The organism is Pseudomonas sp. GM30, assembly GCF_000282275.2.
GTDB lineage: Bacteria > Pseudomonadota > Gammaproteobacteria > Pseudomonadales > Pseudomonadaceae > Aquipseudomonas.
Map to the genome: position 1 here is coordinate 115,215 of NZ_AKJP02000007.1, position 24,497 is coordinate 139,711.

Sequence of the window (24,497 nt, forward strand, 5' to 3'; positions counted from 1 at the left end):
ACCAGTGTTGTCAGTGCATCTTCTTGATCCAGCTAAATTGCTATCCCTGACACCAGGACGTGCAGAGGATGGACTCAGCAGAAAATACACGTGAATCGCTCGCACAAAGCTCTAGGTGGAAGCATTATTCTGCTCGAAGCGCATTGCGAGAAGGGCAGTGATTTTTGAAAGCCGCCCGCATGCAAATGCACTCCACAAAAATCAGGATTATGAAGGGGGAGATATGGGGCGATCAGGATTTCCGATCAAGCTTTTTGCTTTTGCTGGGTTCGTAGGTATAGGGGCCGGTTTGCTAGCACTCGTGAGTCGATTTCGTTTGAGTGTTGAGCTCAGTGATTTGTTCAAGCAGCTAGGCCTTGGGCAGCAGAGCCTCATAGAGCACTTGCTGGGTGCGATGTCAGCAGTGGCACTTTTTGTTTTTCTCGTAGCGGTCATTTCAGCGTTATCGAAAAAGGTGCCCTTCCAAAAAACCTGGCTGCGCCAGCATTGGTTCATCAAGCTTCGAAAACGAATTCTGAATGTCTTCCGCTCAGTCTACATCGCCCAGTGGGCTGCAGTGATTGCAATGATTTACATTGGGGGATCGCTTGACTGGGAGCTTCAGCAGATGGGGCGGACAGGGTTTTTTCAAGCTGATCAGTTCAGCATGGATGTATTAGGTTCTCTGTGCTTCTGTTTCTTGCTTTGGCTCTTGATTAACCCAGACTACAGACAGGCACGACTGAAGCGTCGTTCTTACTTGTCGTAGGCAGTCGAGCCGACGGTCAGGATATGCGATCAAAATGGGTTTTCAGAGGGATCCCAACGTGCAGCTTCTCCAGACTATCTCCTGCCAAACCAAACCGCTCGTTGCCTTCATGCTGATCTGCACCTACATGACAGGTGATCGCACACATAACCCTTTGGTGTGACCTGGAATCTGAAGGCCTCGGGAAAAAACTCTGGCTTCGAGCCGGAAACAGTGAGCGACGAGCCGCTACGTTGTAGCGGCTTCGTGCGCGATTGGAGCTGAGGGCGTCGGCCACTTGAGTTCAATCCCACTGAATGCTTGAACCCTGGCCAACCTGTCCTCTTTACCACCCTTGAGTATTTGAGCTACTTACTGGCCGTGAAAATGCTGTCCCAGGAGGCATCCCAGCAAATCTTCAAGAACCATCGACTCTTCAAGATCCAGTTCGAATGGGTCATAGCTCTCGATGAAATAGGTGATCTTTTCGTAGTGGTAATCGAGCACCTTGCTGACGACGAGCTTGCCCTTGAGGAAGTGCACTTGACCTCTGCTTGCAGGATGAAGCTCTATCATCAGGTTTTTGATGTCATCCACTTCCAGTTCATATCGATGCTCATCGATTTTCAGCAGCAGGGTGTCACCACGCCACCGGATATCAGTGAACCTGTCTCGTCCTGCACTACAAATCCTGAAGGGCCTCAAAACTTCATTTGCTTTCTTGAATTTTTCGTAAAGCTCTTCAAGAGGCGGAAGTCCGACGAAATCAGAGTGGATGACGTTATTCCTCAGGTCTTTCAGCTTCTTGGCTTCTTCTACAAACGCAGACCAATGCTCTGGAATTTCAGGAAGCAGGGGGTAATCCCCCAGCATTTTCTGGACGATGTATCCGAGTGGCTTTTGGGGGGCAGCCCCGGACTTTCGATGGACATAGTTAACAATGGACTTTTCGAATTCGATAGCTTCAAACCGCAAGTCATCAACGGATGGCACTCCGTAGCCCGGTAATTCCTTGTAATTTATTCCACTGAGAGTGTTCACATTTTTCTTGCGGCGTAGGCTTTTAAACATCTCGCTATCGGTTCCTTCTTCAGATTGGGCCTCGGGTTTATGAGTCGCCGTGCCGTCAATGTGCTTGGACGTACGAACCCTATGTCGTAAGCGTCCGGCCAAGTCACCTTTCGAATTCCAGCCTTAAGGGCGATGGTGTCCGCGTATTTTTAAGCGGACGCAATCACCCTTATCGCCAGGATTCTCATGTGCCAACGAAGTTCTTGGGGGGGGGCGGTGTACAAGCACCGCTTTTCTTCAGAGCATCAGGGGTGTGCAGGCCCAGCCAATCGCGGTCAATATTTACCTTTGGTGGCAATCAGCTTCTGACGGATTTGATCGAGGCGAGACTTGCGTTGACCACAGAGCTCACTCAGTGAGTACTCGTAGATTTCGAAAGCATCCAAAAGCGGTTCCCTGTTGACCTCACTGCCATGGGAGCCCAGGTTTCCAATCATCCTGAGAGCCGTCAGTGTTGGCGCGTGTTCCGGTGTGGTCTGCTCAAAGATCGAAATTCGTCCGTTAAGATCCAGATTCCTCGTGTTGCCATTTTTATCCACCCCAGTGGCCGGTACCTTGAGATGGTTCAGGAGCAGCTCTACGCTCACGCGCAGCCGGTTGGCGCAGGCATTGAAGTCCACCCAGAACAGCTCAAATGCTTTACAAAGTTCTCGCTTAATATTCTCGGGTACGTCCTTGTCTACCTGAATTATCTTGGGCGCAGGGTAGATGCCGCGAGGCCTGAGCAACGCTACCGTGCACCAGGTCTGATACTCTTCCTCAAAGAATTCGACGATGTCCGTGTCGCCAATGGCCAGCGCGATTTCCCCACAGTCCTTATTATCACAGGTCAGAGTGAGGCTGAACCGTTCGGTGTCCCATTCAGGTTCCCAATCCGGATGATTGCCAAGCATCTTGGAGAAGGCTGGCTCCTTCATGGAAAGGTCAGCGACGTCCCCGATGAGCCTTCCGCGCTCACACCTTGGGCAATCATACTTGGGAAATGCGCTGCGCTCATAAGAGCCCGACCACATACTTTTTTCTAGCATACTGGTGCTTCCATGGGTGAAGAAGGCGTGAATTCACGCTGTGATCTGCTTTGACGTGATTAGCCAAAGCGTTTAAGACATGAGCTTTCTGAACTCTTTAAAGCCTTCTTGATAAATCGGCTTTTGCTTGGCCATCCAAGGCGCAAAGCGATCCAGTGTGGCGAGCGCCACCTCGGAAAGCTGGGACTTGATGAGCTCCTCGTCAATTCTCTTGTGTATGATCGAAATGCGAATGTAGTCGAAGAAATTCAGCATCAGCCCGACCGAGCTGCGCAACGATGGTTCGCTGTCTACCTTGGCTATCAGCTCATCCGGCGTCATCCTATGTGCGAGTTTGCCCAACTCACGGCTGAACGTACGTGCCTCCAGAAAGTGGGGATCATCCCACTTTTCGATCAGACGAAACGTCTCCTCCTGTTTGGCGTGCCGCTTGTTGTCAGCAAGGAGCAGTTCAGCGCGTTGTTTTTCAGCTTCCAGCTTGCTGAGCGTGTCCTTGGACTGCTTTACATTGAGGTAAGTGGAAAGGATGACACCCGAAGCTGCGAGCATAGCGGCCAGCACTTCGACAATCTTGGCAAGCCGTAGCGTTTCACCTGTTCCTGTCCAGACGGCCCATGTACCGCAGACCATAGTGATTACGATCGCGGCCACCAAGTACCAGAAAACCCGATCACCTTGTTGCGGTTTGTGCTGCGTGCTCAACTGACTGCTCCAAGCTTGTACAAGAGTGCCACTATTTTGGCATGCATTCCGTATGACGTCTCTTGCAACTTTTGTTTGCAGTTGCTCCCTTTCAAGTAAGTGTCCGCCCAACTCGATTTGCGTAGGTCAGGCCGGTATCTACTGATGCGGCAGCAGTTGTCCAATCTCCCTCGCCCGATGTGTCGGCAGCCGCGTCAGCACATCATTGTGATATTGGATTGATAGGCAGGCGGGTTTATCAGCTTTGAAGAGGTATGACGGGAGGTATCGGGAAAGCTGGGCTTGGTGACTAGCAGGCATAGCCTTGGCTGATTCTCTCCAGTTCAGCCTTAACGAGATCGTACCCCGTTTCACTATGAGCGGCTTGAGATGGTGTGCTTCCGCCGAAGATGGTTTTCGGCTGATTTAGCCAGGTGTCGGCTTTCTCTTTGTTGCCAAAGACCATCTCGGCTTGACGCTGAATCAACTCAACATAATTCATGCCTGGCTCTTGTGGGGTACCGATACACGCTCGTTTTTCAGTCGGCGGCAGGGCATTTGTCCATGTTTGATAGAGCAGGGCCTACTCACTGTGAGTAAACCCTTTCGTTGTGATCAGCAGCTCTTCGGGTACCAATTGCTTGTTGATTCTATTACGCCGGGAATGTGCCCATAGCGAGTCGCCAACGTTAACCGAAGCTCAGCGTACCTGTCTCCTAGGATATCTAAAGCCATGGCTACGTAGATTTCGAATGTTGGATGCTTACGCCAGTAGTTACCATAAATAGCGTTTGCCAGAGAGCGATCAAACCACCCCCGCAGCAGTTGAAGGACACCTTTGATTCGCTCGTCGATGGTCTGGCCGTATGTGGCCAGTTCGTGCCCGTCACGCTTCATGATTTCTTGCTGTACATGAGTGCCGGGGTGGTAGTCCAAGGCCTCACAGGCATCATGAAATTGTTCATGCCGTTCGCAGTGCTCTTGGCGATCTTCTTTTAGATCTGCCGCGAAGCTGAACCCACAATAGTTGCACTTGCTGACTGCCAACCTGTCTTCTGGTGTGTGGACATGGAGCATGATCCACTTTTCGTATAAGCGGGTTGCTTCATGGTAGTTCCGGGTGCCCAAGACTTGGGTGGCGGCCATGTCTAGACGTTGACCGTGTTTCAAGTGAGGGGAAGTGCATTCAAGCTGCCTGGCCAGGCGTTTGACCTGCTTGATTTCGGTGGAGGTAATTTGATGCATATTCAGCTCCCGTAGGGCTGGGCCTGGCGTCCACTACAAGGTCACCTGAATGGAATCAGGTTAGGTGTATCAACTATCACGATAGTGCTGAAGCTTCGCCCGCGTGGACGGCAGGCACCTACCGAGTACCATTGGGCCGGGAGACTAGCATTTCGCTTCTTGGAGACGCAATTGGCAATTCAAGGAGGGCACCACACAGCTAACACCACGATCAGTCTGTTGGGTAGACCGAGATGCTATGAGGTGAAAGTCCGTCAGGGCTTAGCTCACAAGGGTCCTGTTTTGTCATAGCGCTGTAAGGGGGCTGAAGGTGACGTTCACCTCACCCTGCGCCGCACTCTGACCAAGCTTGCGGCCATTGCCGCTCACCTCGATTTACGTTTCTGAGCAGGACTGGTTTCCCACGCAAGATCATGTCATACAGTTATCAGTTTTCAGGGATGAGTCTCGTAGTGGCGTGAATGGCCAAGACGCCGATCCCTGTCTCGACATACGCATCAGGGAGCGACGTTGTGTACCTATCTGCCTTAACGATTGAAAATTTTCGACAGTTTGGCCACGCCGGGCATGGGCTGAAAATCAGCTTCAACGAAGGTGTGACTGCGCTGGTAGGGGAAAACGATGCAGGCAAGACAGCCGTTATCGATGCGATCCGTTATGTGCTCCAAACTCGCGATGCCGAATACCTGAAGCTGCAACTCGAAGACTTTCATATCGATGATAGCGGCTCTCAGGCTGACACGATCACACTGATGTGCACTCTGGATGGCTTGAGCAAAGCTGAGCTGGGCGCTTTCGCAGAATATGTAACTTACAAAAACAAGATTGGGCGGCTGCACATTCATTGGTCAGCCAAGCGTGTGCATGGCTTCAATCTCACTCGCAGGTGGGCGGACATCAGTGTTCGTTCTGGAGAAAAAGGGGAAGGCCTATCCTTGGATGCGGGCGTACGGCAACTACTCGCCTCTGCGTACCTGAAGCCATTGCGGGACGCAGAGCGTGAGATGTCACCAGGGCGTAATTCCCGGTTATCCCAAGTACTGAGCAGCTTCCCCAATATCGATGCCGGCAACGACTTCGACACAGCAACTCCGCCAGCCACCACGCTGGACGCAGAAACACTGAGCATCGCGGGTATGGGTGATTACATGCGTCACCTGGTGAACAAGCACAGCGCTATCGTCAGTGCCGAACAGGCCATCAACAATAACTATCTGGCACCTCTATCTCTCGCTGGCCAGCCACTTACAAGTCGTATTAGTTTCGGGGAAGGGGGCACGGAGGCAGCGAGACTCAAGCAGATCCTTGAGCGTCTTGAACTTGGTTTGCTCGATCATGCGTCGGGACAGTCTCGTGGCGTCTATGGCCTGGGCTCCAATAACGTGTTGTTCATGGCCTGTGAGCTGCTACTGCTTGGTAAGGAGCCAGACGGATTACCTTTGCTTCTAGTGGAGGAACCGGAGGCCCATTTGCATCCACAGCGTCAACTGCAGTTAATGGAGTTTCTTGAGAAAGCAGCGAAGCCTGGCGATGGGCTAAGGCCAGTTCAGGTGATCTTAACCACCCATAGCCCTAACTTGAGCTCCAAGATTCCGATTCAAAATCTCGTGATAATGCACCGATTACAGGCGTTTTCTCTTGCCGAAGATCAGACCTGTCTCGGCGCCGATGACTACAGGTTTTTGAGTCGCTTCCTGGATGTCACGAAGGCCGGATTGTTCTTCGCGAAAGGTCTCCTGGTGGTGGAGGGAGATGCCGAAGCGATACTTCTGCCAGCGCTCGCCCGTAGGCTCGGTAAAGATCTCACAAAGCATGGCGTGTCCGTTATCAACGTCGGCGGAGTTGGGCTTAGACGCTACTCGAAAATCATGCAACGCCGAGATCCCTCGAACGGCGAGATAACGATCCCAACAGCGTGCATCACTGACATGGATGTCATGCCAGATTGTGCCGCTGAAATACATGAATTAGTAACGGGGCCCACTGACCCCAAGTGGGGCAACATTTCGAAGCGGCGATGGAGAGCAGTTCGTGATTTTGGAAGCACGCCTGCAGACCAGGAAGCAGCCTTGGAAGAGCATCGGAAGAAACGCACTGAAAGCGATGGCCAATGTGTACGTACCTTCGTCGCGGATCATTGGACTCTCGAATATGACCTAGCTTTCGCAGGCCTCGCTCGTGAGGTGCATGCGGCTGCGTACCTTGCAATTAACGAGGAGAAAATTGACCAGAAAAAGGCGACCAAAACCACTTTGCTGGCCGATGCGGATGCTGCTTTCAAAACGATAGAGGCCACGCATTCCACCAAGGAAGCCCAATGCTCTTCGGTCTACAAAATGTTCAAAAGAGCCTCCAAAGCCATTGCAGCACAACATCTGATCGATCTCATCGAGCAGCGATTCGTTGATCGCACCTTGGACGTTGCTACCTTGCGTGGCGTGTTGCCCGAATACGTGATTCACGCCATCGAGTACGCAACAAGTGGTTCAGCGATACCTGCTGTGGCAAGCACCGCATCTGCAATCCTCGCAGGTGTTGTCGCCGACCCTGGCTCCCCGGCGCCCATGGAGGAGAGTAAGGAATGAACCTCAACCAGCTCATCTCTCCGATAACTGATGATGACGTCGAATGGGTCGTCGAACTCATGGCACTGCAAGCATTGGACGAGCCACGCCGCAGTTTCCTGAAGTCCATGAGCACGCTGGACGTTTCTGCCTGCCCTGGAAGCGGGAAGACCACACTTGTGGTCGCCAAACTGGCGATACTTGCACGCCACTGGAAAAGCCGAACCCAGGGTATCTGCGTCCTATCACACACCAATGCTGCTCGTGAAGAAATCGAGCGGCGCCTTGGCGGTTCGGACGTAGGGCAACGCCTGCTTCGTTATCCGCACTACATCGACACAATCCACGGTTTCACTGCGCGATTCCTGGCCTCGCCATGGCTACGGTCGAAGGGCATCACACTGACTGCGATTGATGATGAGGCAACGCATAACGCTCGCAGGAAAGCGCTGGCACCCTGGGAATACAGAGGCATGAGGACGGCGTTTGAGTCTGCACGTCTCAATATAGAGAAGCTGCGCATAGAGACTGTCGACTTCGACAATCCCCTCGCTGGCCGAGAATTTCACTTTGCATCCCACACGGCAACCTACAAAAGCGTATCCAAGGCTCTCAGCCATGCGGCAAAGACGGGGCACTTTTGCTTCGATGAGGTGTTTGTCCTGGCCAACGCTCTGCTTGATGAAGAGCCAGCGGTAGCCACCGCATTGCGCGTGCGCTTCCCTTGCATTCTGGTTGATGAGATGCAGGACACCCGACATGAACAAGCCAATATCCTCTGCAGGGTATTTCCACGCCGGGATCCGGATGTTTGTGTCATCCGAGTGGGAGATCCAAACCAAGAGATCTTTGAGGAAAAGGTCGAGCTTCCCGAGCCCTTCCCTGATGTGGCGTGCTCGATGGAAATCGCGAGCAGCTTCAGGTTCAGCCAGGCGATTGCGTCAATTGCAAACCCATTCGCTTATCTGCCCATTACCGGAGGTTTGATAGGCCTGCGTCAAGACGTAGCCAACCAGCCCATTCCCAATACAGTCATTGTGTTTCCAGATCACGACGCCAGCCAGGTACTGGATGCCTATGGGCGCCTACTGATCAAGCATCTGCCAGTGGATGTCCGCAAGTCCGATGTCTTCGCGCTGGGTGCGGTTCATCGGCTTGAAGGTTTCAAGCCAGAGCATTACCCCAAGGCTGTGGAACATTACTGGCCTTCGTATCAGTCAGGGGTGAATAAGGCGTCCTTCAAGCCGCGTACGTTCGCAGAGGGGGCGCATATTGCGCGCCGATATCTGGAGCGCGATGCGACGGCGGCGTCAGGCGTGGAGTTGGTTGCGGTCTGTCTGCTCACATTGGTACGACTGGCATTTCCAAAAGAATTTATTCCTGCCCGGTCGCGCAATCACCAATGGATCGAGCAATTGATGATCGGAAGGCCAGATTTGGTTGTTCTCTACCGAGAATGCCTCCAAAGACTCCTCTTCGACTCGGTTGAGCTAACGAAAACTGTATGGGATTCGAATGCGGCACCCACACTTTTGGAGCTGGTAGCGGAGATGACGGGATCAGATTCAGTGTTGGCTGCAGCTGAGGCTCATCCCTACCTTGAATGGACACCTGCTCCCGTTGCGGCAGATCCTGGCGACAATGGAGGCGCACTTCTCAATACGTACAAATTTGAAGAAGGGAATGACAATGTTCAGATTCGATTGTCCTCCATCCATGCCGAGAAGGGCAAAACCCATTCTGCCACGCTGATTCTCGAAACCTTCAATCGCACCCACTTTGTTAACAGGCTTCTGCCATGGCTTGAGGGTAAGGCCTCAGCTGCGAAGCGTCCCAACGAGAGCGCGAAAAAGAACATGATGCTCATGTACGTTGGGATGACCCGGCCAACACACATGCTGTGTTTAGCCATGCGCAAAAGTTCGCTGGGAGAGGGGAAGACTGAAGTGAAGAGAAGAGCCGCTATTGAGCAGGCTGGCTGGTCAATTTTGGAAATATGATATAGATGATCGGCGGATCACTCCTGACACCAAGAGCAACTTGACCTGTAATGGCATCACGGGGCGATTTACGTTCAATCAACGCACCGCAGCCTCTTGTTTTAACGAGGGGCGGGGGGGCTGACCACTCAAGGGTAAAGCGAGGCCGCTTTAAACAATCGGTGGATGACTTTCATGGTTGCTCACTCCCGTACCTTGGTGATCTGTGCTTTCAGTACCAAATTTAAGCTCAGACGACGTTTGGTGAACGTCTTGTAGCGACCTCCTCGCTGTGTCGTTTCTGGAGGGAGAGTGGTTGGTTTCCACATACCAAGCACCACGATCTCATCCCCACTTTTGATGCCTTTAAACCATGCGGATTGGGGTGACCAGATACTCACCTCCAGGCCTATACCGTTCTCAGGGTCTTCAGGATCCTGACGGAATTTGTTCATCTGAAGGTTGATCACGTTCGAGTTCGGTTTTCCCTTGATCTCGCAGCGCACACTACTCACTTGCCCTTGGATGGCGATGGGGTGCTGCACGGTGTTCTGTGAAACGGCATGAAAACCGGCCATATGCTCTTCCGGCTCAAAGTAAAACTGGTTCCAAGTGACCTTCACATTGCCTTCGAAGACCAGCTCCAGATGCTGTTCGATATCCTGGTTACTCGCGCAGAGCGTTCGGAGTTTCAAGGCTCGGTTGGCCGAGTTGATGTAGGCCGGCAGTAGCCCAGGATTGGAGGTATAAGTCCTGCCCGTTTTTGCTCTGTCCCCTCCGCCCGGGTTCTTCGGGGCACCTGCCCCCTCTAGGGCTTCCTTGATCATCACCAGCCGCATCCGGTATTTGTCCTGCTGGATGCTCTCGATCAACCCTTCAGATGTCTTCGCGATCTTGTTGATCTCTTCATCTACACCGAAAGGGCAGTTTGCAGCGTGTGCGCCTTTGGGCAACAAACGGAAATACCCCTGCACGAAGACCGACTTATCGTGCATCTCCCTGGTGTGCGGGGGATTATGGGTGACGTGTGTACCGCAATGCTTACATTGTAGAGGTTCGGCCCCAAAACCTTTTTGGTAGGTATCGGCTCCCCACTCTTGCTTGTTCTGATCCCAGGCGGAGCTCATCTTGATGCCCATGCACATTCCTTGTTCATACGGATAGGTCGCACCCAATTTTCACGCGACATAGTGGTAGTGGATGGTCTGGTACTCAGTGCTTCGCGCTTCGGACATCTTATGACCGATTGCCCCGTTCCGCCCTACAGTATTTCGAAGTACCAGCTACCAAGATCAGCTTCGGGATCGATAGAGGGATGCGTCAGATTATCTGTATCGATGTAGCCCTTCTCTCGATTCACCCTGTGCTGCATTTGGTAGGTTTTCAGCAGTACCAGGTACTCATTTAGAGGTAGGCCACTTTTTTGTAAAGTCTGATAACTGATGAGCAGCGCGAGATTGTCCTGCGCCGCCTTCGTCCTTTTTGCAATTATTATCTGGCAGACGTCAACGAAGTCTGGGTCGTTGTGACCGTGTCGTTGGAACGAGGCGGCCATTTCCCCGAAGACTCCTAGCTGTTCGACAGTGAATGCACGAAGACAGCCAGAGCTGAATTTGAAGCGGTAGCTTGCGAACATGGAAATCGCAAACTCCTGCAAACAGCATTCGGTCGGGGAGCGCCCGGTGAGCAGCATTTCCCGATGTTGCCTGTAAGGAGAATCGTCCATCTGCACCTCGCTTTGCCAACGAGCATCTCTATCACCATAGATTACAGCACGTCGGTGCGTCGCGATGGCGATCAACTAGATTTGCTTGAGTGCTATTCATCTTCATAGGGATACCTTCCGGCGGGCGAGCTCAATTGGGGGGTGACCACTAAGAGAGGCTTTGAGCTGATTCAGCCAAGTATTCGCTTTTTCTTTTTTGCCAAAGACTTGCTTGGCTTGGAGCTGAATTAACTGAGCGTAGTTCATTTACCGGCCCTCGTAGGCGTACTGGCGGTTGCTCGAAATCAAGGACGTGGATTCGGAAAGGGAACTACGTTGTCATGCTGGTTGATGTAATCTTCATTGCGCCGAAGGGCGCGCTCTGCGTCATCCAGTGCTTTGATCAGCATGATCTCTCGCGCCAATGAGTCTTTATAACGCGCTTCGTAATCTTGAGCCTTTGCCTTCGCCTTTTTTGTTTTCTGCTGTGCGGTTTTGACCTTTTCCTCACCTGGAGCGCTGTGCTCGCTCATCTGCTTGGCCAGTTTTGTGACATCCTCGATAAGCGGGAGGAAAATATCTCTTTCTTTTCTGATGCTTCCCGCAGACCTACCAGCCTCTAATGCGACGTTTTTTAGCGTCATTTTCGAACCTTTAGGCAAAATCAATGTGGCATCGGTGAAGATCCGCTGCGCGGAGTCATAGTAGGCCTTCAAAGTCGGTTGTTTTTTGTGTTCTTCGGACATATCGGACTCTCCGCTTTCAAGTAATTAGGACTCAACCGCGCGCAATAATCATGGCACGCAGGGCTTTGAAGTCTTCCAGGTTCTGAAGCTCGGCGCGGTACTCAATGGTTCCAGGTTTGAGTTCTGTCAGATCAAATTCCATGATTTCGATCGTTTCATCCATCCTGGATTCCTGCCCTACAAGGTGCTTGCATTTGACGCAGGTATCCATCTTCGCGTGGGCACGTTTATCACAGGGGGTGGGAGAGGTGCATCCACCGGCAGGGGTTTCCTCGTAAGCCATCAAACCAAGCTTCACTTGCTGATTTGTCTGCGTCTCTGTACCCGCCAGCCAGAGGGATTCTTTTCGCATGTCCATGGCTCGACGCCCGGCGAGGCCGTACATTTGTTCTGCAGACTTGAGCGCATCACGAATGAACAGCGCAGCATCAGCCTCCTCCTTCGCCCTCTTGAGCTCAAGTGTGAGCTTGGGATTGATGTCGCTGAACAGATAGTTTTTGGCCGAACAACCTTTCATGTAGTAGGTGGCCATGATTTTGGTAATGTGCCGGAGCAGCCGCTTGAGTGAGGGGAGGGAGATTAATCCACTCTGGCCGGCAAACACCGAGATCGAGCGTCGGAATTGGTGCGTAGTAACTCGCCAGGGCTTACCGATTTTGAATTTTTTGTCATCACGCCAGTTTCGGTATGGATCAATTGTTTCCAGTTCGCGAATGTCCGCTTCAGTAATGATTACAGGGGGAAGTCGAGCCTCCAGACTCTTAGCAGTGACGACACCTTTTTTTGACGAGTTACCAGAATAAGGTAAGTTGGAGGCTGCCAACAGCAGCCAGTCTACTTTTATGTCGAACTTTACGTGGGCAGCTACCAATTTTTGAATGGACTGAAGAATTTGTACAGGCTCTCGAATATCGTCGGTTGTGATCCATTTTGCATCCGTTTTTTCACTCTCAAGCTTAGTAGATGTACCGCATAGATATAGCGCTTCATCATTCCAGCCTCGAATTGGCTCCAAGCAGTCTACAGGGAGATTCAATACCTCGCTGTCTCGCATGAGGGTGAAAAGGTGAATCAAGCATTTTGCGCAGTATTGGACTAGTGACAAAAATCTAGGCGGGCTCATAGTTGAGCTCCAGTTATACTTTTTCGCCAAGCTCGTCAGTTTGTACTTTTCAATCGCCTTCGAGAAAGTCAGCGGCGTTCGAATTTGAGCTACTTGCATTTCAGCCGGCAGTAACATGAATTCATTCTGATACATGGAGCGGGCACGATCGGATCTTCCGAAGAATCGATTGTCAATTGAGGCTTCTATAAAGGCGTGTATAGCCTTCTTATTTTTGAGATAGTCATCGAGACACTCTTTGTACTGCTTGTACTTGGCCCAAAGGATCCTGCTGGGTATCACGGCATGCTGGTCACCTTCATTTCGTGAATCACGAGTGGTTTTTTCGAGGAACGGCAAAATAGAACCGTCGATCGTGAAGCCTCTGTACACGCTGTCGATGCTCACTAAGGTTCGCATCAATCCGAGCATTGATTTATTGTAAGAGATTGGCAGGGTTGCTTGCATTTCTTCAAATATGGATTTTGTGCCAAATACCTCTTCGATTTGAATATCTCGCCTGTTGCTAAATGTATTTAGGTGATTAAGTGTTGTGAGAAGAGACTGCATTGTGGGCAAGCGAATAGTCTTGCCGGTCTTCGACTTCGTGGAAAACATCTTGATCGTGAACATTCGTTTACAGGTGGCGATATTCTCCGAAGCGAATTTGCCCTCCTGCCGGAATGGCAAGAAACTAAAGTACGGATTGTCCTTGACACTAAATGCGAATGCAGGGAAGAGCCATTCGTCATCATCAAAGAGAGAAATGATTGAATCGTCTACCGATCGGGACATAACCAGACCTGGGCCAATACGAGACAGGGACATCCCGTAATAAGCATCGGTTTGCAAGTGCGCCCTCTTGAGCGGGAAAGCAGGGCTGCTGACGGAATATTTTCGTTTAATACTCATTTCATCACCCTCATTTCAATCATTCGATGGTAGAAGCGCTTCCAATATTCAGAGAGCTCAAAGTTGTTACTGATCTCGCTTTTAACCCGATCAACTACACTCGCCATATCGGGACGCTCTTCAAGCAGCTGAGCAATGATCCGATCGATTTGCGCGACAGCTGCACCATGTACCTTGTCAAAATGGTTTTTGTCGGAGCAAGAGCTCAGGTATTCCATAGTCACGAAGCGCATGCTGAGAAGCTTGCGAACTGAATGCTCGTTCGCATGAGTCCGAAATTGAGTGCAAAAAATGCATCCCTCGAAGTTTTTGCAGTTCGGTTCGTAGTCAACAGGTGGATCTATTGCCTCTGACCTCCCGTTAGTATCGGCGCAATCTCCAGCAGGCATTTCCTCTCCGGAATAATCATCCAGCAGGCCGACCAAACGCTTGATCATTGCTGTGATCTCAGCGATAGCAATCGTCTCATTGGCCTGAGCGTAGCTCTTAAGGATGGTGGCCTCACTCGTTTGCATTAAAGCCGATACAACCTGAACTGAGTGACCTTTAGAAAGTAAGAAGTTACTCTTGTATTTTCTGAGGGTTTGGTAGCTTAATCCGTTGAAGTTTGGAATCAAATGATTTGCGATTCTGGTGTTGTGTTTTTGGATCTCGGCGGGGCGCATCTGGCCGCCGATGCTTTGACCGTAGATGGTCATGCCCACGAAAAGGAATTCGTGTTCAATCTCATGACAAATGAATTTTCGTAAGCGTATATACTTTTCAAATTGTTTGATGAAATTTTTTTTGATGGAAAATTTCACTTCCCTTCCACCCGCGCGAAGCTTGATGCCTACGAATCCTTTTTCCTCAGTATCAAAGGTTTCATAATCACTGGTGAATGGCAAATTCCTCAGGGGCTGCTCGTTAATTCCGCTGTTTGCTACAAATAGAGGGACAAAAGAATCATGCGCGAATTTTGCCAGTCGCATACGTTTCTCGTGCCGTTGGTCGCTGTTGGCTTCTTGAAGTAAAGCATGCGCAGTTGCAAGATCATAATCCACGTGATATGCAGGCCTACGACTAAGCTTAATGGCTTCTTCAGGAGTACGAATTCTACCTGCCTGGTAGTCCCAACTGATATTAAGTCGTACCTTGGATGTTTCAGCGAATACTTTTTCACTTATGTACGGATATTCACCGGGGAGCAACCAAAGATATTCGGTCATGAATGGAATTTTTACAGGGAATTCTTTGAAATTGAGCAGGAAATCGGTCAGGCCATCAAAGAGATATTGGCAAGGTGTCAGGTAAGCCTCAATCTCCTGCTGTAGCGGGGGCTCGGTTGGCTTCTGACTTCCGCTCTTGTTGGAAATGATTGGAAGATCATCCAGAAAATTGATTGCAGTCTCAGGGAAGAAGATTGGCCCGCTGCGTAACGCCTCTGATTGCAGGCGATTAGCTGTGAATTTAGAAGTTGCGGCGCCGAACTTTATATTGAGGTGTTGCGTGTACACTTGAAGAGCCTGATGATAATTTTCAGGTGAAATCAGGAGATCTTCGAAATCGTTGCTATCTGCCCAATTCAAGAAGCCGTTGAGTTCGGAGGCATTTTGATAAATGGTATAGGCGCTTTTGCTGGTGTAGAAAAGGGTGACCTTGTGTACGACCCAGGCGCGCAAGGCGTCCACCCGCTCCGGTCGCAGGGAGTCATGATCTACGGACTTGATGAGTGATCTTTTAAGTTTGTTACGAGCTTGGTAGCAGAGTGCGCCGATGTCGAAGCTGCGCTCGTCCGTGCACTTGATAATCAGCCCTTCGATAGGCTTGGTGGCGATGATCTGTTGGCAATCATCGAGTTCTAATGCCTGAATGTCGATTTCATAAATATCACGATCTGATACCCTCATGTCGTCTCATTTCCTCATTGATAACGCCCTCAAGGTGGAGCTCAAACTCTGATTGGGCGTTGGCAATCAGAGGGTGGTTGTCTCTAAATCTCAAATAGCGCAGAGCTACTTCTATGCTGCTTTGGTTTAGTCTTCTTCTAACTAAATCCAACAAGTAGAGCTGCGATACTTCGCCGTTTTCCAATGCTTTCATGTTGTCCTCGATTAAGTTCATTCCAAACGTGGCACGCAGGTCATGGAACCGATATTTGAATTCCTGATTTAATTTCTTGAGTTCTTCTAGAACTCTTTTTGTAAAGTGTCGGATCGCTGACCCTCGCTCATTGGAGTGTCCGAAGGTTTCGCTTGCGTCATCATCTACGTAGTACGCTTTGCCCGTCCTCGTTAGGAAAACATACTCGTCAAAAATATCTTCTATAGGTGATTTCATGGCTCTGTCCTTGTGTCGTTGAGAATTCAGATAGGTCGTGAGTCGATAGTGGAGCCAGGCGGGCATGAGTACGAACTGTGCCTTATTGTTCTTTGCTCCCACATTGGTTTTGCCTCCAATCGCGATTGCATATAGCGCATTCCTATTTGGGTCGTTTGGTGAGCCTACATCCTGTCGGATGCAATGGAAGCGCAAGTTCAGGATAGACTGAATTCTCATTCCTGTGGTCAATGCGACAATATAAATCAGTAACATCTCGGGATTGTTCAGCCGAACCAATGCAGCAATTAATGCTTGCTGGTTTTCGCGGTTGATGGGGTATAGCTTTCCTCCATCTTCAATGTAGTCACCACTGGATATCTCAGCTGTCTGCCTAAGCGTTAGATCCGTGCATATGATTTGCCGGGTTTGTCGGAAGCCATGGCGGTCGGTATAGGAGATATGCCTCGTTGTGCTCTTCCACATGGCCTGCTGAGGTTTAAGTCGTCCGGTGTTCACCATCCATCGATAAAACCCGATCATGCTCGTAATCTTTCGATTGGCAGTCGCCCTCCCCAGTTTCTCAACGTTCCCAGTCGCACCCGCAAGCTTCCTTCTCATCACGGTTTTCTTCATTTGAGCTTGGTAGTAGTAGGTGGGGCGTCTGTACGTTTCCCCCTCAAAATCCAGGTAATCCCGTCCACCGTCCTGCATCTTGTTCATGAAGTCGCATAGGTCGCCTGCGATGTTCTCGACTGTGGACGATTTCCTTCCCTGCTCTGCTGCGAGCCAGAACAGGTACAGGCTCCCATGGCGCCAGATACTCCCGTCAGGCTGAAGGATTAAGTAGAGCGTGTTGATTGTGGCCGCTTGGTACGGAAGGGATCTGACTGGGTAAGGCTCAATGCCAAGCCCGTCTTCTGAGACATCCCCCACCCAATCCATGGCTTGATCTGGAGCACAGGGCTGCCACAGCAGGACATTGCGTAACTTCACCTTGCTGAAGGAGGTGGCCGGGCATGAGCTGGATTCAGGGGGGAGTTGAGAGGTCATGGACATCATCCGGGAGGAGATGCCTGTCCATTCAAGGTGAGCTCACGAGATGTGTCAAATGGCGGGAGCTCACGCGTAGTTCTGCACCTTGACCGTGTGCAGGGTGATGTCGACCACGTCACCATCGGCGCCGACTTGCGGCATTTCGATCCAGTCGCCGACCCGCAGCATGTCGTTGCTGGTCAGTTGCACACTGGCGACGAACGACAGCAACGTGTCCTTGTAGACCAACAGAATCACCGCCGACATCGCACCCAGACCGGACAGCAGCAACAGCGGCGAACGGTCGATCAAGGTAGCGACGATGATGATCGCGCCAAACACGTACAGAACCATTTTCGCCAGTTGCACATAGCCCTTGATCGAGCGGGTGCGCGCGTGTTCGGTGCGGGCGTAGATGTCCAGCAGCGCATTGAGCAGGGCGCTGACCGACAACAGCAGGAACAGGATGGTGAAGGACAGCGCCACGTTGCCGAGGAAGGTCATCGCGGTTTTGCTCAGTTCCGGCACCAGGTGCAGGCCGAACTGGATCACCAGCGACGGGGTCATCTGCGCCAGACGTTGAAACACCTTGTTGTGGCGAAAGTCGTTGATCCAGTGCAGCGCCGGCTGGCGACCGAGCATGCGGCTGGCGTGCAGGATCAGATAGCGCGCCACTCGTCCGAGGACCAGCGCGATCACCAATAGCAGCATCAGCGCCAGGCCGGATTGCAGGAACGGGTGCTGTTCGAGGGCACCCCAGAGGTCTTGGGCGTTGAGCCAGAGCTGTTTGAAATCCATGTGAGCAACGATTCTTCTGTAAGACGCGATGGGCGATTAGAGCATTTAAGACGCTGTGTATTACCGTTGGTGACAAATCGAGCAACAAAAAAGCCACTGATTACGCCCGTTTGTATAAAGAAACTCGGCCTGAGCGCTCGAAACCGGTAACCTATGCAGCTGTTTTTTTGCATATCTTCGAGGTAGCACCCGTGTTTTCCCAATTCGCCCTGAACGAACGCCTGCTCAAAGCCGTGGCCGAGCTGAAATTTGTCGAGCCAACGCCTGTGCAAGCAGCGGCCATTCCGCTGGCGCTCCAGGGGCGTGACCTGCGGGTGACGGCGCAAACCGGTAGCGGCAAGACCGCCGCTTTTGTCCTGCCGATCCTCAATCGCCTGATCGGCCCGGCGAAGATCCGCGTCAGCATCAAGACCCTGATCCTGCTGCCGACCCGCGAACTGGCCCAGCAGACCCTGAAGGAAGTCGAACGCTTTTCGCAGTTCACTTTCATCAAGTCCGGCCTGATCACCGGCGGCGAAGACTTCAAGGTCCAGGCCGCCATGCTGCGCAAGGTGCCGGACATCCTCATCGGCACACCGGGCCGGATGATCGAGCAACTCAACGCCGGCAACCTCGACCTCAAAGAAGTCGAAGTGCTGGTGCTCGACGAAGCCGACCGCATGCTCGACATGGGTTTCGCTGAAGACGTGCAACGTCTGGTCGACGAATGCCCGAACCGTCAGCAGACCATGCTGTTCTCCGCCACCACCGGCGGTTCCGGCCTGCGCGAGATGATCGCCAAGGTGCTGAACAACCCTGAGCACCTGCAGCTCAACGCGGTCAGCCAGCTGAACTCGACCACCCGTCAGCAGATCATCACCGCCGACCACAACCAGCACAAAGAACAGATCGTCAACTGGCTGCTGGCCAACGAGACCTACCAGAAGGCCATCGTCTTCACCAACACCCGGGCCATGGCCGACCGCATCTACGGCCGCCTCGTGGCCCAGGAATACAAGGCGTTCGTGCTGCACGGCGAGAAAGACCAGAAGGATCGCAAACTGGCGATCGACCGTCTGAAGCAGGGCGGCGTGAAGATTCTGGTAGCGACCGACGTCGCGGCCCGTGGTCTGGACGTTGATGGCCTGGATCTGGTGATCAACTTCGACATGCCACGCAGCGGCGACGAATACGTGCACCGCATCGGTCGTACTGGCCGTGCCGGTAACGACGGTCTGGCGATCTCGCTGATCTGCCACGGCGACTGGAACCTGATGTCGAGCATCGAGCGCTACCTGAAGCAGAGCTTCGAGCGCCGCACCATCAAGGAAGTCAAAGGCACCTACGGCGGGCCGAAAAAGGTCAAGGCCTCGGGTAAAGCCGTCGGCGTGAAGAAGAAAAAGACCGACGCCAAGGGCGACAAGAAGAAAACCGCCGCCAAGACCCCGACCAAGCGCAAGAGTGCCAACCGGCCGAAGCCGGATTCGTTGGTGAGCAGCGACGGCATGGCCCCGCTCAAGCGTCGCAAGCCGGCCGAGCCTGCGGCTGAATAAGTCGTTTCAAGCGGCCAATAAAAAACCCGGACAGTGTCCGGGTTTTTTTATGCGCGGGGTTTGTCAGTTGCCCAACTGTCCGCTGGTGTCGGCGTCAAAGCGCTGCTTGGCGCGATCTGCCGCCGGTTTGAGCAGCGCGAGCAGCGCGGCTTCGCTGTACAGCCGCGAGTCCCCCAGCTCTTTCGGCGTTGGCTCGATCGGGATCAGTACATCTTCACCGTCAGCGTGCAGCCAGATCGCCACGACGTGCAGTGCCGAGACAAACAACACGCGTAATTCAACGCTTTTGCCCTGCAGTTGCGGCGCCTGTTCCGCCAGTTTCAACGCGCCCACGGTGTCGGCGGCCCGGGTGCCGTGGTTCAGCGAAGCGAACTCGACATGGCCACGCACCTCGGCCAGTTGCGCATCGGCAATGCTCACGCCATCGGCAAACACCAGGTAATGCCAGTCGCCGATGCGTGCGTCTTTCAGACCTTTGCCCAGGCTCAGGTCATCCAGCGTCAGCGAGTAGCCGCGATAGGCTTCGCTGAGGCTGACTTTGGCCGGTGCCGCGTTGGCGAACTGGCGGTTGATGCCGAAGCCCTGGTTTTGCAGCGCGGCTTGCAGCACTGGACGCAAAGTCTGTACGCCGTTGGAAGGCGCCTTTGGATAAGTCAGTTGCATGATGTCGCCCTCCTAGTTTTTCGCGGTGAAGTAAGTGTGAGTCCAGTTGCCGCCGCCGTTGTACGAACCCGGGAAGGAGTTCAGCGCGCGGGTCGAGTAACCGTAGATCGAGTCGGCAACCAGCACATAGTTGCCGTTGGTGCCGTAGATCGCCAGGAAATGCGCCCCACCGCCATACCAGGCACAGCGCAGGCCGACCGGACGGCCCATGTTGATCTGATTCTGAATGGCCGACATCTGCAGCGAACCCTGATTCATGCCGTTGTAGCTGCGGGTGGTCTGCAGGGCCGAATCCAGGTAGCCATAGACGTTGCACGGGCCAGGCTGGCTGCAGCAATTGCGGTCCAGTTGGGTGCTGGCGACGCCGCACTGAGTCCAGGATCCGGTGCCATAGTAGTTGCCGACCGAGGCGGAAACAGCGGCCCAGCACCAGTTGGTCTGAGTCTGTTTCTGCATGCTGAAGTTGAGGTTGGCAGCGGCCAGTGCCGCCGTTTGCGCAGAGGCTTCAACCTCGGCCAGTTGCGGGTCGAGCAGGTGGCCGACGAGGCACCTTGGCAGGCTCTCGCCGGTGAACGATGTTGCTTGAGTGGTTAACATTTTTTCAGTCCTCCATGAATGAAAACAAGCGTCCAGCTTGTGGTTGTGTTGCGGTAATGCCGAGCGATCGGTGGTTAACGGTTTTCATCTGCGATGAACGGTGCCGATCTCCTTGCTCGAGGTAACCTTAGTCTGGATATGCGTTTATGCAATAAAATAAATGCACAAATGCATTTTCAGAATCAAAGATCGCAGCCTTCGGCAGCCCCTACAGAGTTCGATGTAGGAGCTGCCGAAGGCTGCGATCTTTTGATCTTGTTTTTTAGCCCTCGGCTTTTTTCTCAGCCGTCCCCAATTCCTTCAGGCGTTGATCAATCAACTGGCACTTGTCCGGCAGATCGGCGCTGGCCGTATCCAAGTCCATTTTCTGCAACTCGGCGTTGATCTCCTTGGCCTTGGCCGGATTCTGTTCGGTGAGCTTGGCCACTTCCTTGGCCAGTTGTTCACGTTTGGCAGTGGCCTCTTCCGGCGTGCAGGCCCAGACAGGCAGGGCGCAGGCGAGGGTGGCGGCGAGAGTGAGCTTGAGCAGGGTTTTCATGGGGGCGGGCCTCCGTTCCGGTTAAGGCGGGTTAATCGGTGGAGGGCCGGATGACGTAAAAAGTTCAGAGTTGTGGCAGCCAGCAAGGTTTGCTGCCACAGGTTTATCAACTGCCATGACAGCAACTGGATTTTGTTTCTTCCTCATATCGGTCGTGGTGCCGCACCCATTCCATGATCTCGTCCTCATTGCGGCCCTTGGGCGTGAGGTCGAGATAGTTGTAGGCCCCTACCAACATATCCAGCCCACGGGCATAAGTTGAGTAGGTATGAAAAATCTCCCCGGATGCATTGCGATAAAACACACTTAGCCCCGGCATTTCTTCCTCGGCGCCGTCAGTCTTTTCGTAGTTGTAGGTAGCTTTTCCGGCTTTGGCGTCTTCGGCTCGGGCGCAAACACCAAAGTCGTAGTTGAAATCGGAACCGTCTGACGACACCCAGTCGAATTTCCAGCCCATGCGCTGCCTGAAGGCCTGAAACTGTTCGAACGGTGCGTGGGAGACCGCCACCACCGCAATATCGTGATGCGCCAGATGCTGGTTCGCGCCGTCGATGTGGTCGGACAGGAACGAGCAGCCCTGGCAACCTTCCTCCCAGTCCTTGGCGAACATGAAGTGGTAAACGATCAGTTGACTGTGTCGGCCGAACAGGTCGGCCAGTTTCAGTTCGCCATTCGGGCCGTGGAAGCGGTAGTCCTTGTCGACTTTGACCCAGGGCAACGCCCGGCGTTTGGCGCTAAGGCGATCGCGCTCGCGGGTGAAGGCCTTTTCGTCGGCCAGATGTTGTTTGCGCGCGGCGAGCCATTCTTCACGCGCCACCACTGGATGATTCTCGACGTTCATGATGATTTCTCCTGCGGGGGTTGAAACCGTCTCTGTCAGACTAGTCGATTAACCCTCGATCCATTCGACAGACCGCCGGTCGGTCGCCCCGGAAAATGCGGCTGAACGGCTGCGGCACGCTCGGGTCACAACTTATGACAGCGCCCCAAATCACGCGCACCGGAGGTTGAATCAGGATGACGACTTATAACTGGGATTTGATTGAACGCTTGCTGCATGAAGTGCAGAACAGTGCTGGCGAAAGTTTCGCGCCGCGAAAATATGCCGAGGATTATGCCGCGGCGAAAGCCAGCGCCGGTGAGCCGATCGAGAATCTGGATCACCTGAAAACGGTGGCTTGCGAATACGAAGGCTTGTTGCTTGATCGTGGATTTATCGAACCGCGTCCGGATCATATGGGCAGCACCGGCAACAATTTCATTCTGACCCCGCGTGGGTCGAGCCTGTTGAGCCTTATCGACAGCAGCATTCCCGGCAATGATCATCCACGGCAGGTGCTGGATGAGCAGGACGATGCGCTGGATGAAGCGACATTCGATGAAGTGGCTTCAAAGGCGCAGATTGCCTGAATGTCAAAGATCGCAGCCTCCGGTAGCGCCTGCACATAATCCTGTAGGCGCTGCCGAAGGCTGCGATCTTTTGATCTTCTATTCCTGCTTTACTGCCTTCAGACACTTCAAATCATTGAAGTCCTTACGCACACCCTCGATCTTCTTCAACAACCGCTGACGCTGCTGCGGCGTACTCTCCGCCATCAGATCCACCGCCAGTGAACGCGCCTGCGCTTCGGTGTTGGCGTAGGCCTTCTGGTAATCCGCTGTCCATAAACGCTCGCGGTTGACCAGAAGTGTCTCGATCCGTTGTGGGAATTCCGGACTTTTTCGCTGGGCAACGGCGTTACTGAACTGTTGCTGCCAGTGCGCGCGGTTGGCGATCCATTGAGTGTTCTGATCACCCAGCGCGGTCGACCAGGCCATCACCCGTTGTTCCTGAGTGGCGCTCAACGGGCCAAGCCAATCGGTCAGACGCTTGTCCATGCGCGCGCCGCGCTCGGCGATCTGCTGCGCCAGTGGCGGTTTGACATATTCCTTTTCCCGTTTGCGCAGATCCTTGGCGAACGCGTCGTTCATCTCGGCGACTTGCTTGTCGTCCAGCCCTTGCAGCAGCTCGATGGCCGACGGTGTGATCTGGCGTGCGGTTTCGGCAATGGCTTTTTTCGCTTCCTCGGTTCGTGCTTGCAGTGCAGCGTCGGTCACTTGATTGCTTTCGACCATCGCCTGCAAGCGATCCAGCCAGTCGAGATAGCCCGGCAACTGCGTGGTGCAGTGCCAGTTCAGGTGTTCCTTGAGCCGTTCGTTGAACCAGTCCTTCTGCTCGCCGTTCATGTCCAGGTAGTCGCCAAGCGTCCACGGAATGATCACGTCGAGATTGCGGTAGGCCAGACCCACGCGGCTGCAGGCGCCGAGGGCGAGGGTGAAGATCAGCAGGGTGGCGATGTACTTGAACCAGCGAGACATGAGCGAGTCCTTGCGAGAGCCTGACGTCTGATTCCTATGTGAACGCAGGAGGCTCCCGGCAGTTCAGCCGATCAATAGAACGCGCGTTCGGCCTTGAGCGTGACCAGGCCGTCGCACTCGCTGTTTTGCCCGGAGTAAGCCGAGCAATCGCTGCCACTGAGGTTGGAATTGCTATAGATCAGGTCGAGGTCGACGCCCATGAATGGCCGGGAAAATTTCACCGACCAATCGGTAAAACTGCTGACATAACCACCGTCCACCGACACCGGCGTGTTCAGTTGATGGGTGGTGTATTTCATGCTGATCCCGATGCCGAACGGCTGATTGCCGCCAAGGTCGGCGAACAGCGTGTTGTTCTGTTTGTCCGGGTCGTTGCTGAAGGCCACGCCGAAACGACTGCCGAGCAGGGTCAGGCCGCCGAACAGTTCCTGGCTGTCGAGGGTGTCCACTTTGGGGTAGCTGTAGTGGATCATCCCGACTTCGTAGCCGAGCGACTGATCGAACGGTTGTTTGAAGCCGACGTAGGAGTCGATTTCGAGGTTCTTGCCCGGGGTAAGGCCCATGCTCGGTGCGTACTGGCCGACATACAGGCCGCTGTCGTGACTCAGATCGAGGCCACCGTGGAAAGAACCGACTGCGGCAGGTTTGACCAGCCCCTGAGCCATGCTGCGGCTGGGCGTGGTGCCGAGTTTGAGATCGAAGTCGCCGAGCTCGCGCTGGAAAATCTGCGCGTGCGCGGACGAGCAGACCAGCAGGCCTACAAGCAATAAACGGAAAGGTTTGAGCATGCGTCACTCCATGAACAGCGAGGGCAGGGGGGTGGGCCTGCTGAAACGCTTAATCCAGACGCGTGCAAGGATACCGGCGAATGCTCGGCATTGATGGCCGTTCGTCGATTTTCAAAAGATTGGTTAAACA

The 24,497-nt window shown here is 53.2% G+C and carries 22 protein-coding genes and 1 pseudogene; 5 read left to right on the forward strand and 18 right to left on the reverse strand.

Going from position 1 to position 24,497, the window contains the following annotated elements; translation table 11 throughout:
- The first annotated feature begins 115 nt into the window (after positions 1-115).
- Positions 116-748, forward strand: coding sequence for a hypothetical protein (locus PMI25_RS05970; protein WP_150113608.1), 633 nt, complete (start codon positions 116-118; stop codon positions 746-748).
- A 351-nt stretch (positions 749-1,099) separates the two neighbouring features.
- Here PMI25_RS05970 and PMI25_RS27990 read toward each other — a convergent pair whose 3' ends face one another.
- From PMI25_RS27990 to PMI25_RS05995, 5 genes are all read right to left on the reverse strand, one after another.
- Positions 1,100-1,900 (reverse strand): hypothetical protein, encoded by an 801-nt coding sequence (locus tag PMI25_RS27990; protein WP_238547070.1) that lies wholly within the window; start codon positions 1,898-1,900, stop codon positions 1,100-1,102.
- Between the two features lie 173 nt (positions 1,901-2,073).
- Positions 2,074-2,715, reverse strand: a complete 642-nt coding sequence (locus PMI25_RS27695) for a DUF4145 domain-containing protein (RefSeq protein WP_160165319.1) — start codon at positions 2,713-2,715, stop codon at positions 2,074-2,076.
- Positions 2,716-2,898: 183 nt separating this feature from the next.
- Positions 2,899-3,528, reverse strand: coding sequence for a DUF4760 domain-containing protein (locus tag PMI25_RS27700; protein WP_007962507.1), 630 nt, complete (start codon positions 3,526-3,528; stop codon positions 2,899-2,901).
- A 289-nt stretch (positions 3,529-3,817) separates the two neighbouring features.
- A complete protein-coding gene (locus PMI25_RS05990; RefSeq protein WP_007962509.1) occupies positions 3,818-4,009 on the reverse strand; it encodes an MbcA/ParS/Xre antitoxin family protein in 192 nt (63 codons plus the stop codon).
- A gap of 113 nt (positions 4,010-4,122) precedes the next feature.
- Positions 4,123-4,752 carry a hypothetical protein gene (locus PMI25_RS05995; protein WP_007962511.1) on the reverse strand — a complete coding sequence of 210 codons (630 nt, stop codon included), beginning with the start codon at positions 4,750-4,752 and terminating at the stop codon, positions 4,123-4,125.
- 512 nt (positions 4,753-5,264) lie between these two features.
- Here PMI25_RS05995 and PMI25_RS06000 point away from each other — a divergent pair.
- Positions 5,265-7,337: an ATP-dependent nuclease gene (locus PMI25_RS06000; RefSeq protein ID WP_007962514.1), complete on the forward strand. Its 2,073-nt coding sequence runs from the start codon at positions 5,265-5,267 to the stop codon at positions 7,335-7,337.
- Positions 7,334-9,316, forward strand: coding sequence for a UvrD-helicase domain-containing protein (locus PMI25_RS06005; protein ID WP_007962515.1), 1,983 nt, complete (start codon positions 7,334-7,336; stop codon positions 9,314-9,316). The genes PMI25_RS06000 and PMI25_RS06005 overlap by 4 nt, the downstream gene beginning before the upstream one ends.
- A gap of 182 nt (positions 9,317-9,498) precedes the next feature.
- Here PMI25_RS06005 and PMI25_RS06010 read toward each other — a convergent pair whose 3' ends face one another.
- From PMI25_RS06010 to PMI25_RS06040, 7 genes and pseudogenes are all read right to left on the reverse strand, one after another.
- The gene (locus tag PMI25_RS06010) at positions 9,499-10,434 is read right to left on the reverse strand and encodes a hypothetical protein (RefSeq protein ID WP_007962516.1); all 936 of its coding nucleotides are present in this window, start codon (positions 10,432-10,434) and stop codon (positions 9,499-9,501) included.
- 122 nt (positions 10,435-10,556) lie between these two features.
- A complete protein-coding gene (locus PMI25_RS06015) occupies positions 10,557-11,021 on the reverse strand; it encodes a hypothetical protein (RefSeq protein ID WP_007962517.1) in 465 nt (154 codons plus the stop codon).
- Between the two features lie 284 nt (positions 11,022-11,305).
- Positions 11,306-11,746 carry a hypothetical protein gene (locus PMI25_RS06020; RefSeq protein WP_007962522.1) on the reverse strand — a complete coding sequence of 147 codons (441 nt, stop codon included), beginning with the start codon at positions 11,744-11,746 and terminating at the stop codon, positions 11,306-11,308.
- Positions 11,747-11,777: 31 nt separating this feature from the next.
- Positions 11,778-13,760, reverse strand: a complete 1,983-nt coding sequence (locus tag PMI25_RS06025; RefSeq protein ID WP_007962523.1) for a hypothetical protein — start codon at positions 13,758-13,760, stop codon at positions 11,778-11,780.
- Complete coding sequence (locus PMI25_RS06030) at positions 13,757-15,649, reverse strand: hypothetical protein (protein ID WP_007962524.1); 1,893 nt, start codon at positions 15,647-15,649, stop codon at positions 13,757-13,759. The genes PMI25_RS06025 and PMI25_RS06030 overlap by 4 nt, the downstream gene beginning before the upstream one ends.
- A complete protein-coding gene (locus PMI25_RS06035) occupies positions 15,630-17,111 on the reverse strand; it encodes a tyrosine-type recombinase/integrase (protein ID WP_007962525.1) in 1,482 nt (493 codons plus the stop codon). Before PMI25_RS06035 ends, PMI25_RS06030 begins: the two co-directional genes overlap by 20 nt.
- 75 nt (positions 17,112-17,186) lie before the next feature.
- Positions 17,187-17,891, reverse strand: a pseudogene (locus tag PMI25_RS06040) (mechanosensitive ion channel domain-containing protein); the annotation flags it as partial.
- A 191-nt stretch (positions 17,892-18,082) separates the two neighbouring features.
- Between PMI25_RS06040 and PMI25_RS06045 the strand changes: the two are divergent.
- On the forward strand, positions 18,083-19,423 hold the full coding sequence (locus PMI25_RS06045) for a DEAD/DEAH box helicase (protein ID WP_007962527.1): 1,341 nt from the start codon (positions 18,083-18,085) through the stop codon (positions 19,421-19,423).
- A 63-nt stretch (positions 19,424-19,486) separates the two neighbouring features.
- Here PMI25_RS06045 and PMI25_RS06050 read toward each other — a convergent pair whose 3' ends face one another.
- The 4 genes from PMI25_RS06050 to PMI25_RS06065 form a co-directional block, all read right to left on the reverse strand.
- On the reverse strand, positions 19,487-20,086 hold the full coding sequence (locus PMI25_RS06050) for a hypothetical protein (RefSeq protein ID WP_007962528.1): 600 nt from the start codon (positions 20,084-20,086) through the stop codon (positions 19,487-19,489).
- A gap of 12 nt (positions 20,087-20,098) precedes the next feature.
- A complete protein-coding gene (locus PMI25_RS06055; protein ID WP_007962537.1) occupies positions 20,099-20,683 on the reverse strand; it encodes a papain-like cysteine protease family protein in 585 nt (194 codons plus the stop codon).
- A gap of 262 nt (positions 20,684-20,945) precedes the next feature.
- A complete protein-coding gene (locus PMI25_RS06060) occupies positions 20,946-21,221 on the reverse strand; it encodes a hypothetical protein (RefSeq protein WP_007962539.1) in 276 nt (91 codons plus the stop codon).
- A 106-nt stretch (positions 21,222-21,327) separates the two neighbouring features.
- Complete coding sequence (locus PMI25_RS06065; protein ID WP_007962545.1) at positions 21,328-22,062, reverse strand: DUF899 domain-containing protein; 735 nt, start codon at positions 22,060-22,062, stop codon at positions 21,328-21,330.
- Positions 22,063-22,238: 176 nt separating this feature from the next.
- On the opposite strand from PMI25_RS06065, the gene PMI25_RS06070 reads away from it, so the two are divergent.
- Positions 22,239-22,631: a hypothetical protein gene (locus PMI25_RS06070; RefSeq protein ID WP_007962546.1), complete on the forward strand. Its 393-nt coding sequence runs from the start codon at positions 22,239-22,241 to the stop codon at positions 22,629-22,631.
- Between the two features lie 78 nt (positions 22,632-22,709).
- On the opposite strand, the gene PMI25_RS06075 is transcribed toward PMI25_RS06070, so the two are convergent.
- On the reverse strand, positions 22,710-23,579 hold the full coding sequence (locus PMI25_RS06075; RefSeq protein WP_007962547.1) for a DUF6279 family lipoprotein: 870 nt from the start codon (positions 23,577-23,579) through the stop codon (positions 22,710-22,712).
- Between the two features lie 71 nt (positions 23,580-23,650).
- On the reverse strand, positions 23,651-24,367 hold the full coding sequence (locus tag PMI25_RS06080; RefSeq protein WP_007962549.1) for a TorF family putative porin: 717 nt from the start codon (positions 24,365-24,367) through the stop codon (positions 23,651-23,653).
- Between the last annotated feature and the right edge of the window lie 130 nt (positions 24,368-24,497).

Coding starts and splice junctions, on each gene's coding strand:
- PMI25_RS27695 (WP_160165319.1), bottom strand. CDS start 2,715: ATGAAGGAGCCAGCCTTCTCCAAGATGCTTGGCAATCATCCGGATTGG.
- PMI25_RS05990 (WP_007962509.1), bottom strand. CDS start 4,009: ATGAATTATGTTGAGTTGATTCAGCGTCAAGCCGAGATGGTCTTTGGC.
- PMI25_RS05995 (WP_007962511.1), bottom strand. CDS start 4,752: ATGCATCAAATTACCTCCACCGAAATCAAGCAGGTCAAACGCCTGGCC.
- PMI25_RS06005 (WP_007962515.1), top strand. CDS start 7,334: ATGAACCTCAACCAGCTCATCTCTCCGATAACTGATGATGACGTCGAA.
- PMI25_RS06010 (WP_007962516.1), bottom strand. CDS start 10,434: ATGGGCATCAAGATGAGCTCCGCCTGGGATCAGAACAAGCAAGAGTGG.
- PMI25_RS06015 (WP_007962517.1), bottom strand. CDS start 11,021: ATGGACGATTCTCCTTACAGGCAACATCGGGAAATGCTGCTCACCGGG.
- PMI25_RS06020 (WP_007962522.1), bottom strand. CDS start 11,746: ATGTCCGAAGAACACAAAAAACAACCGACTTTGAAGGCCTACTATGAC.
- PMI25_RS06025 (WP_007962523.1), bottom strand. CDS start 13,760: ATGAGTATTAAACGAAAATATTCCGTCAGCAGCCCTGCTTTCCCGCTC.
- PMI25_RS06030 (WP_007962524.1), bottom strand. CDS start 15,649: ATGAGGGTATCAGATCGTGATATTTATGAAATCGACATTCAGGCATTA.
- PMI25_RS06035 (WP_007962525.1), bottom strand. CDS start 17,111: ATGACCTCTCAACTCCCCCCTGAATCCAGCTCATGCCCGGCCACCTCC.
- PMI25_RS06050 (WP_007962528.1), bottom strand. CDS start 20,086: ATGCAACTGACTTATCCAAAGGCGCCTTCCAACGGCGTACAGACTTTG.
- PMI25_RS06055 (WP_007962537.1), bottom strand. CDS start 20,683: ATGTTAACCACTCAAGCAACATCGTTCACCGGCGAGAGCCTGCCAAGG.
- PMI25_RS06060 (WP_007962539.1), bottom strand. CDS start 21,221: ATGAAAACCCTGCTCAAGCTCACTCTCGCCGCCACCCTCGCCTGCGCC.
- PMI25_RS06065 (WP_007962545.1), bottom strand. CDS start 22,062: ATGAACGTCGAGAATCATCCAGTGGTGGCGCGTGAAGAATGGCTCGCC.
- PMI25_RS06070 (WP_007962546.1), top strand. CDS start 22,239: ATGACGACTTATAACTGGGATTTGATTGAACGCTTGCTGCATGAAGTG.
- PMI25_RS06075 (WP_007962547.1), bottom strand. CDS start 23,579: ATGTCTCGCTGGTTCAAGTACATCGCCACCCTGCTGATCTTCACCCTC.
- PMI25_RS06080 (WP_007962549.1), bottom strand. CDS start 24,367: ATGCTCAAACCTTTCCGTTTATTGCTTGTAGGCCTGCTGGTCTGCTCG.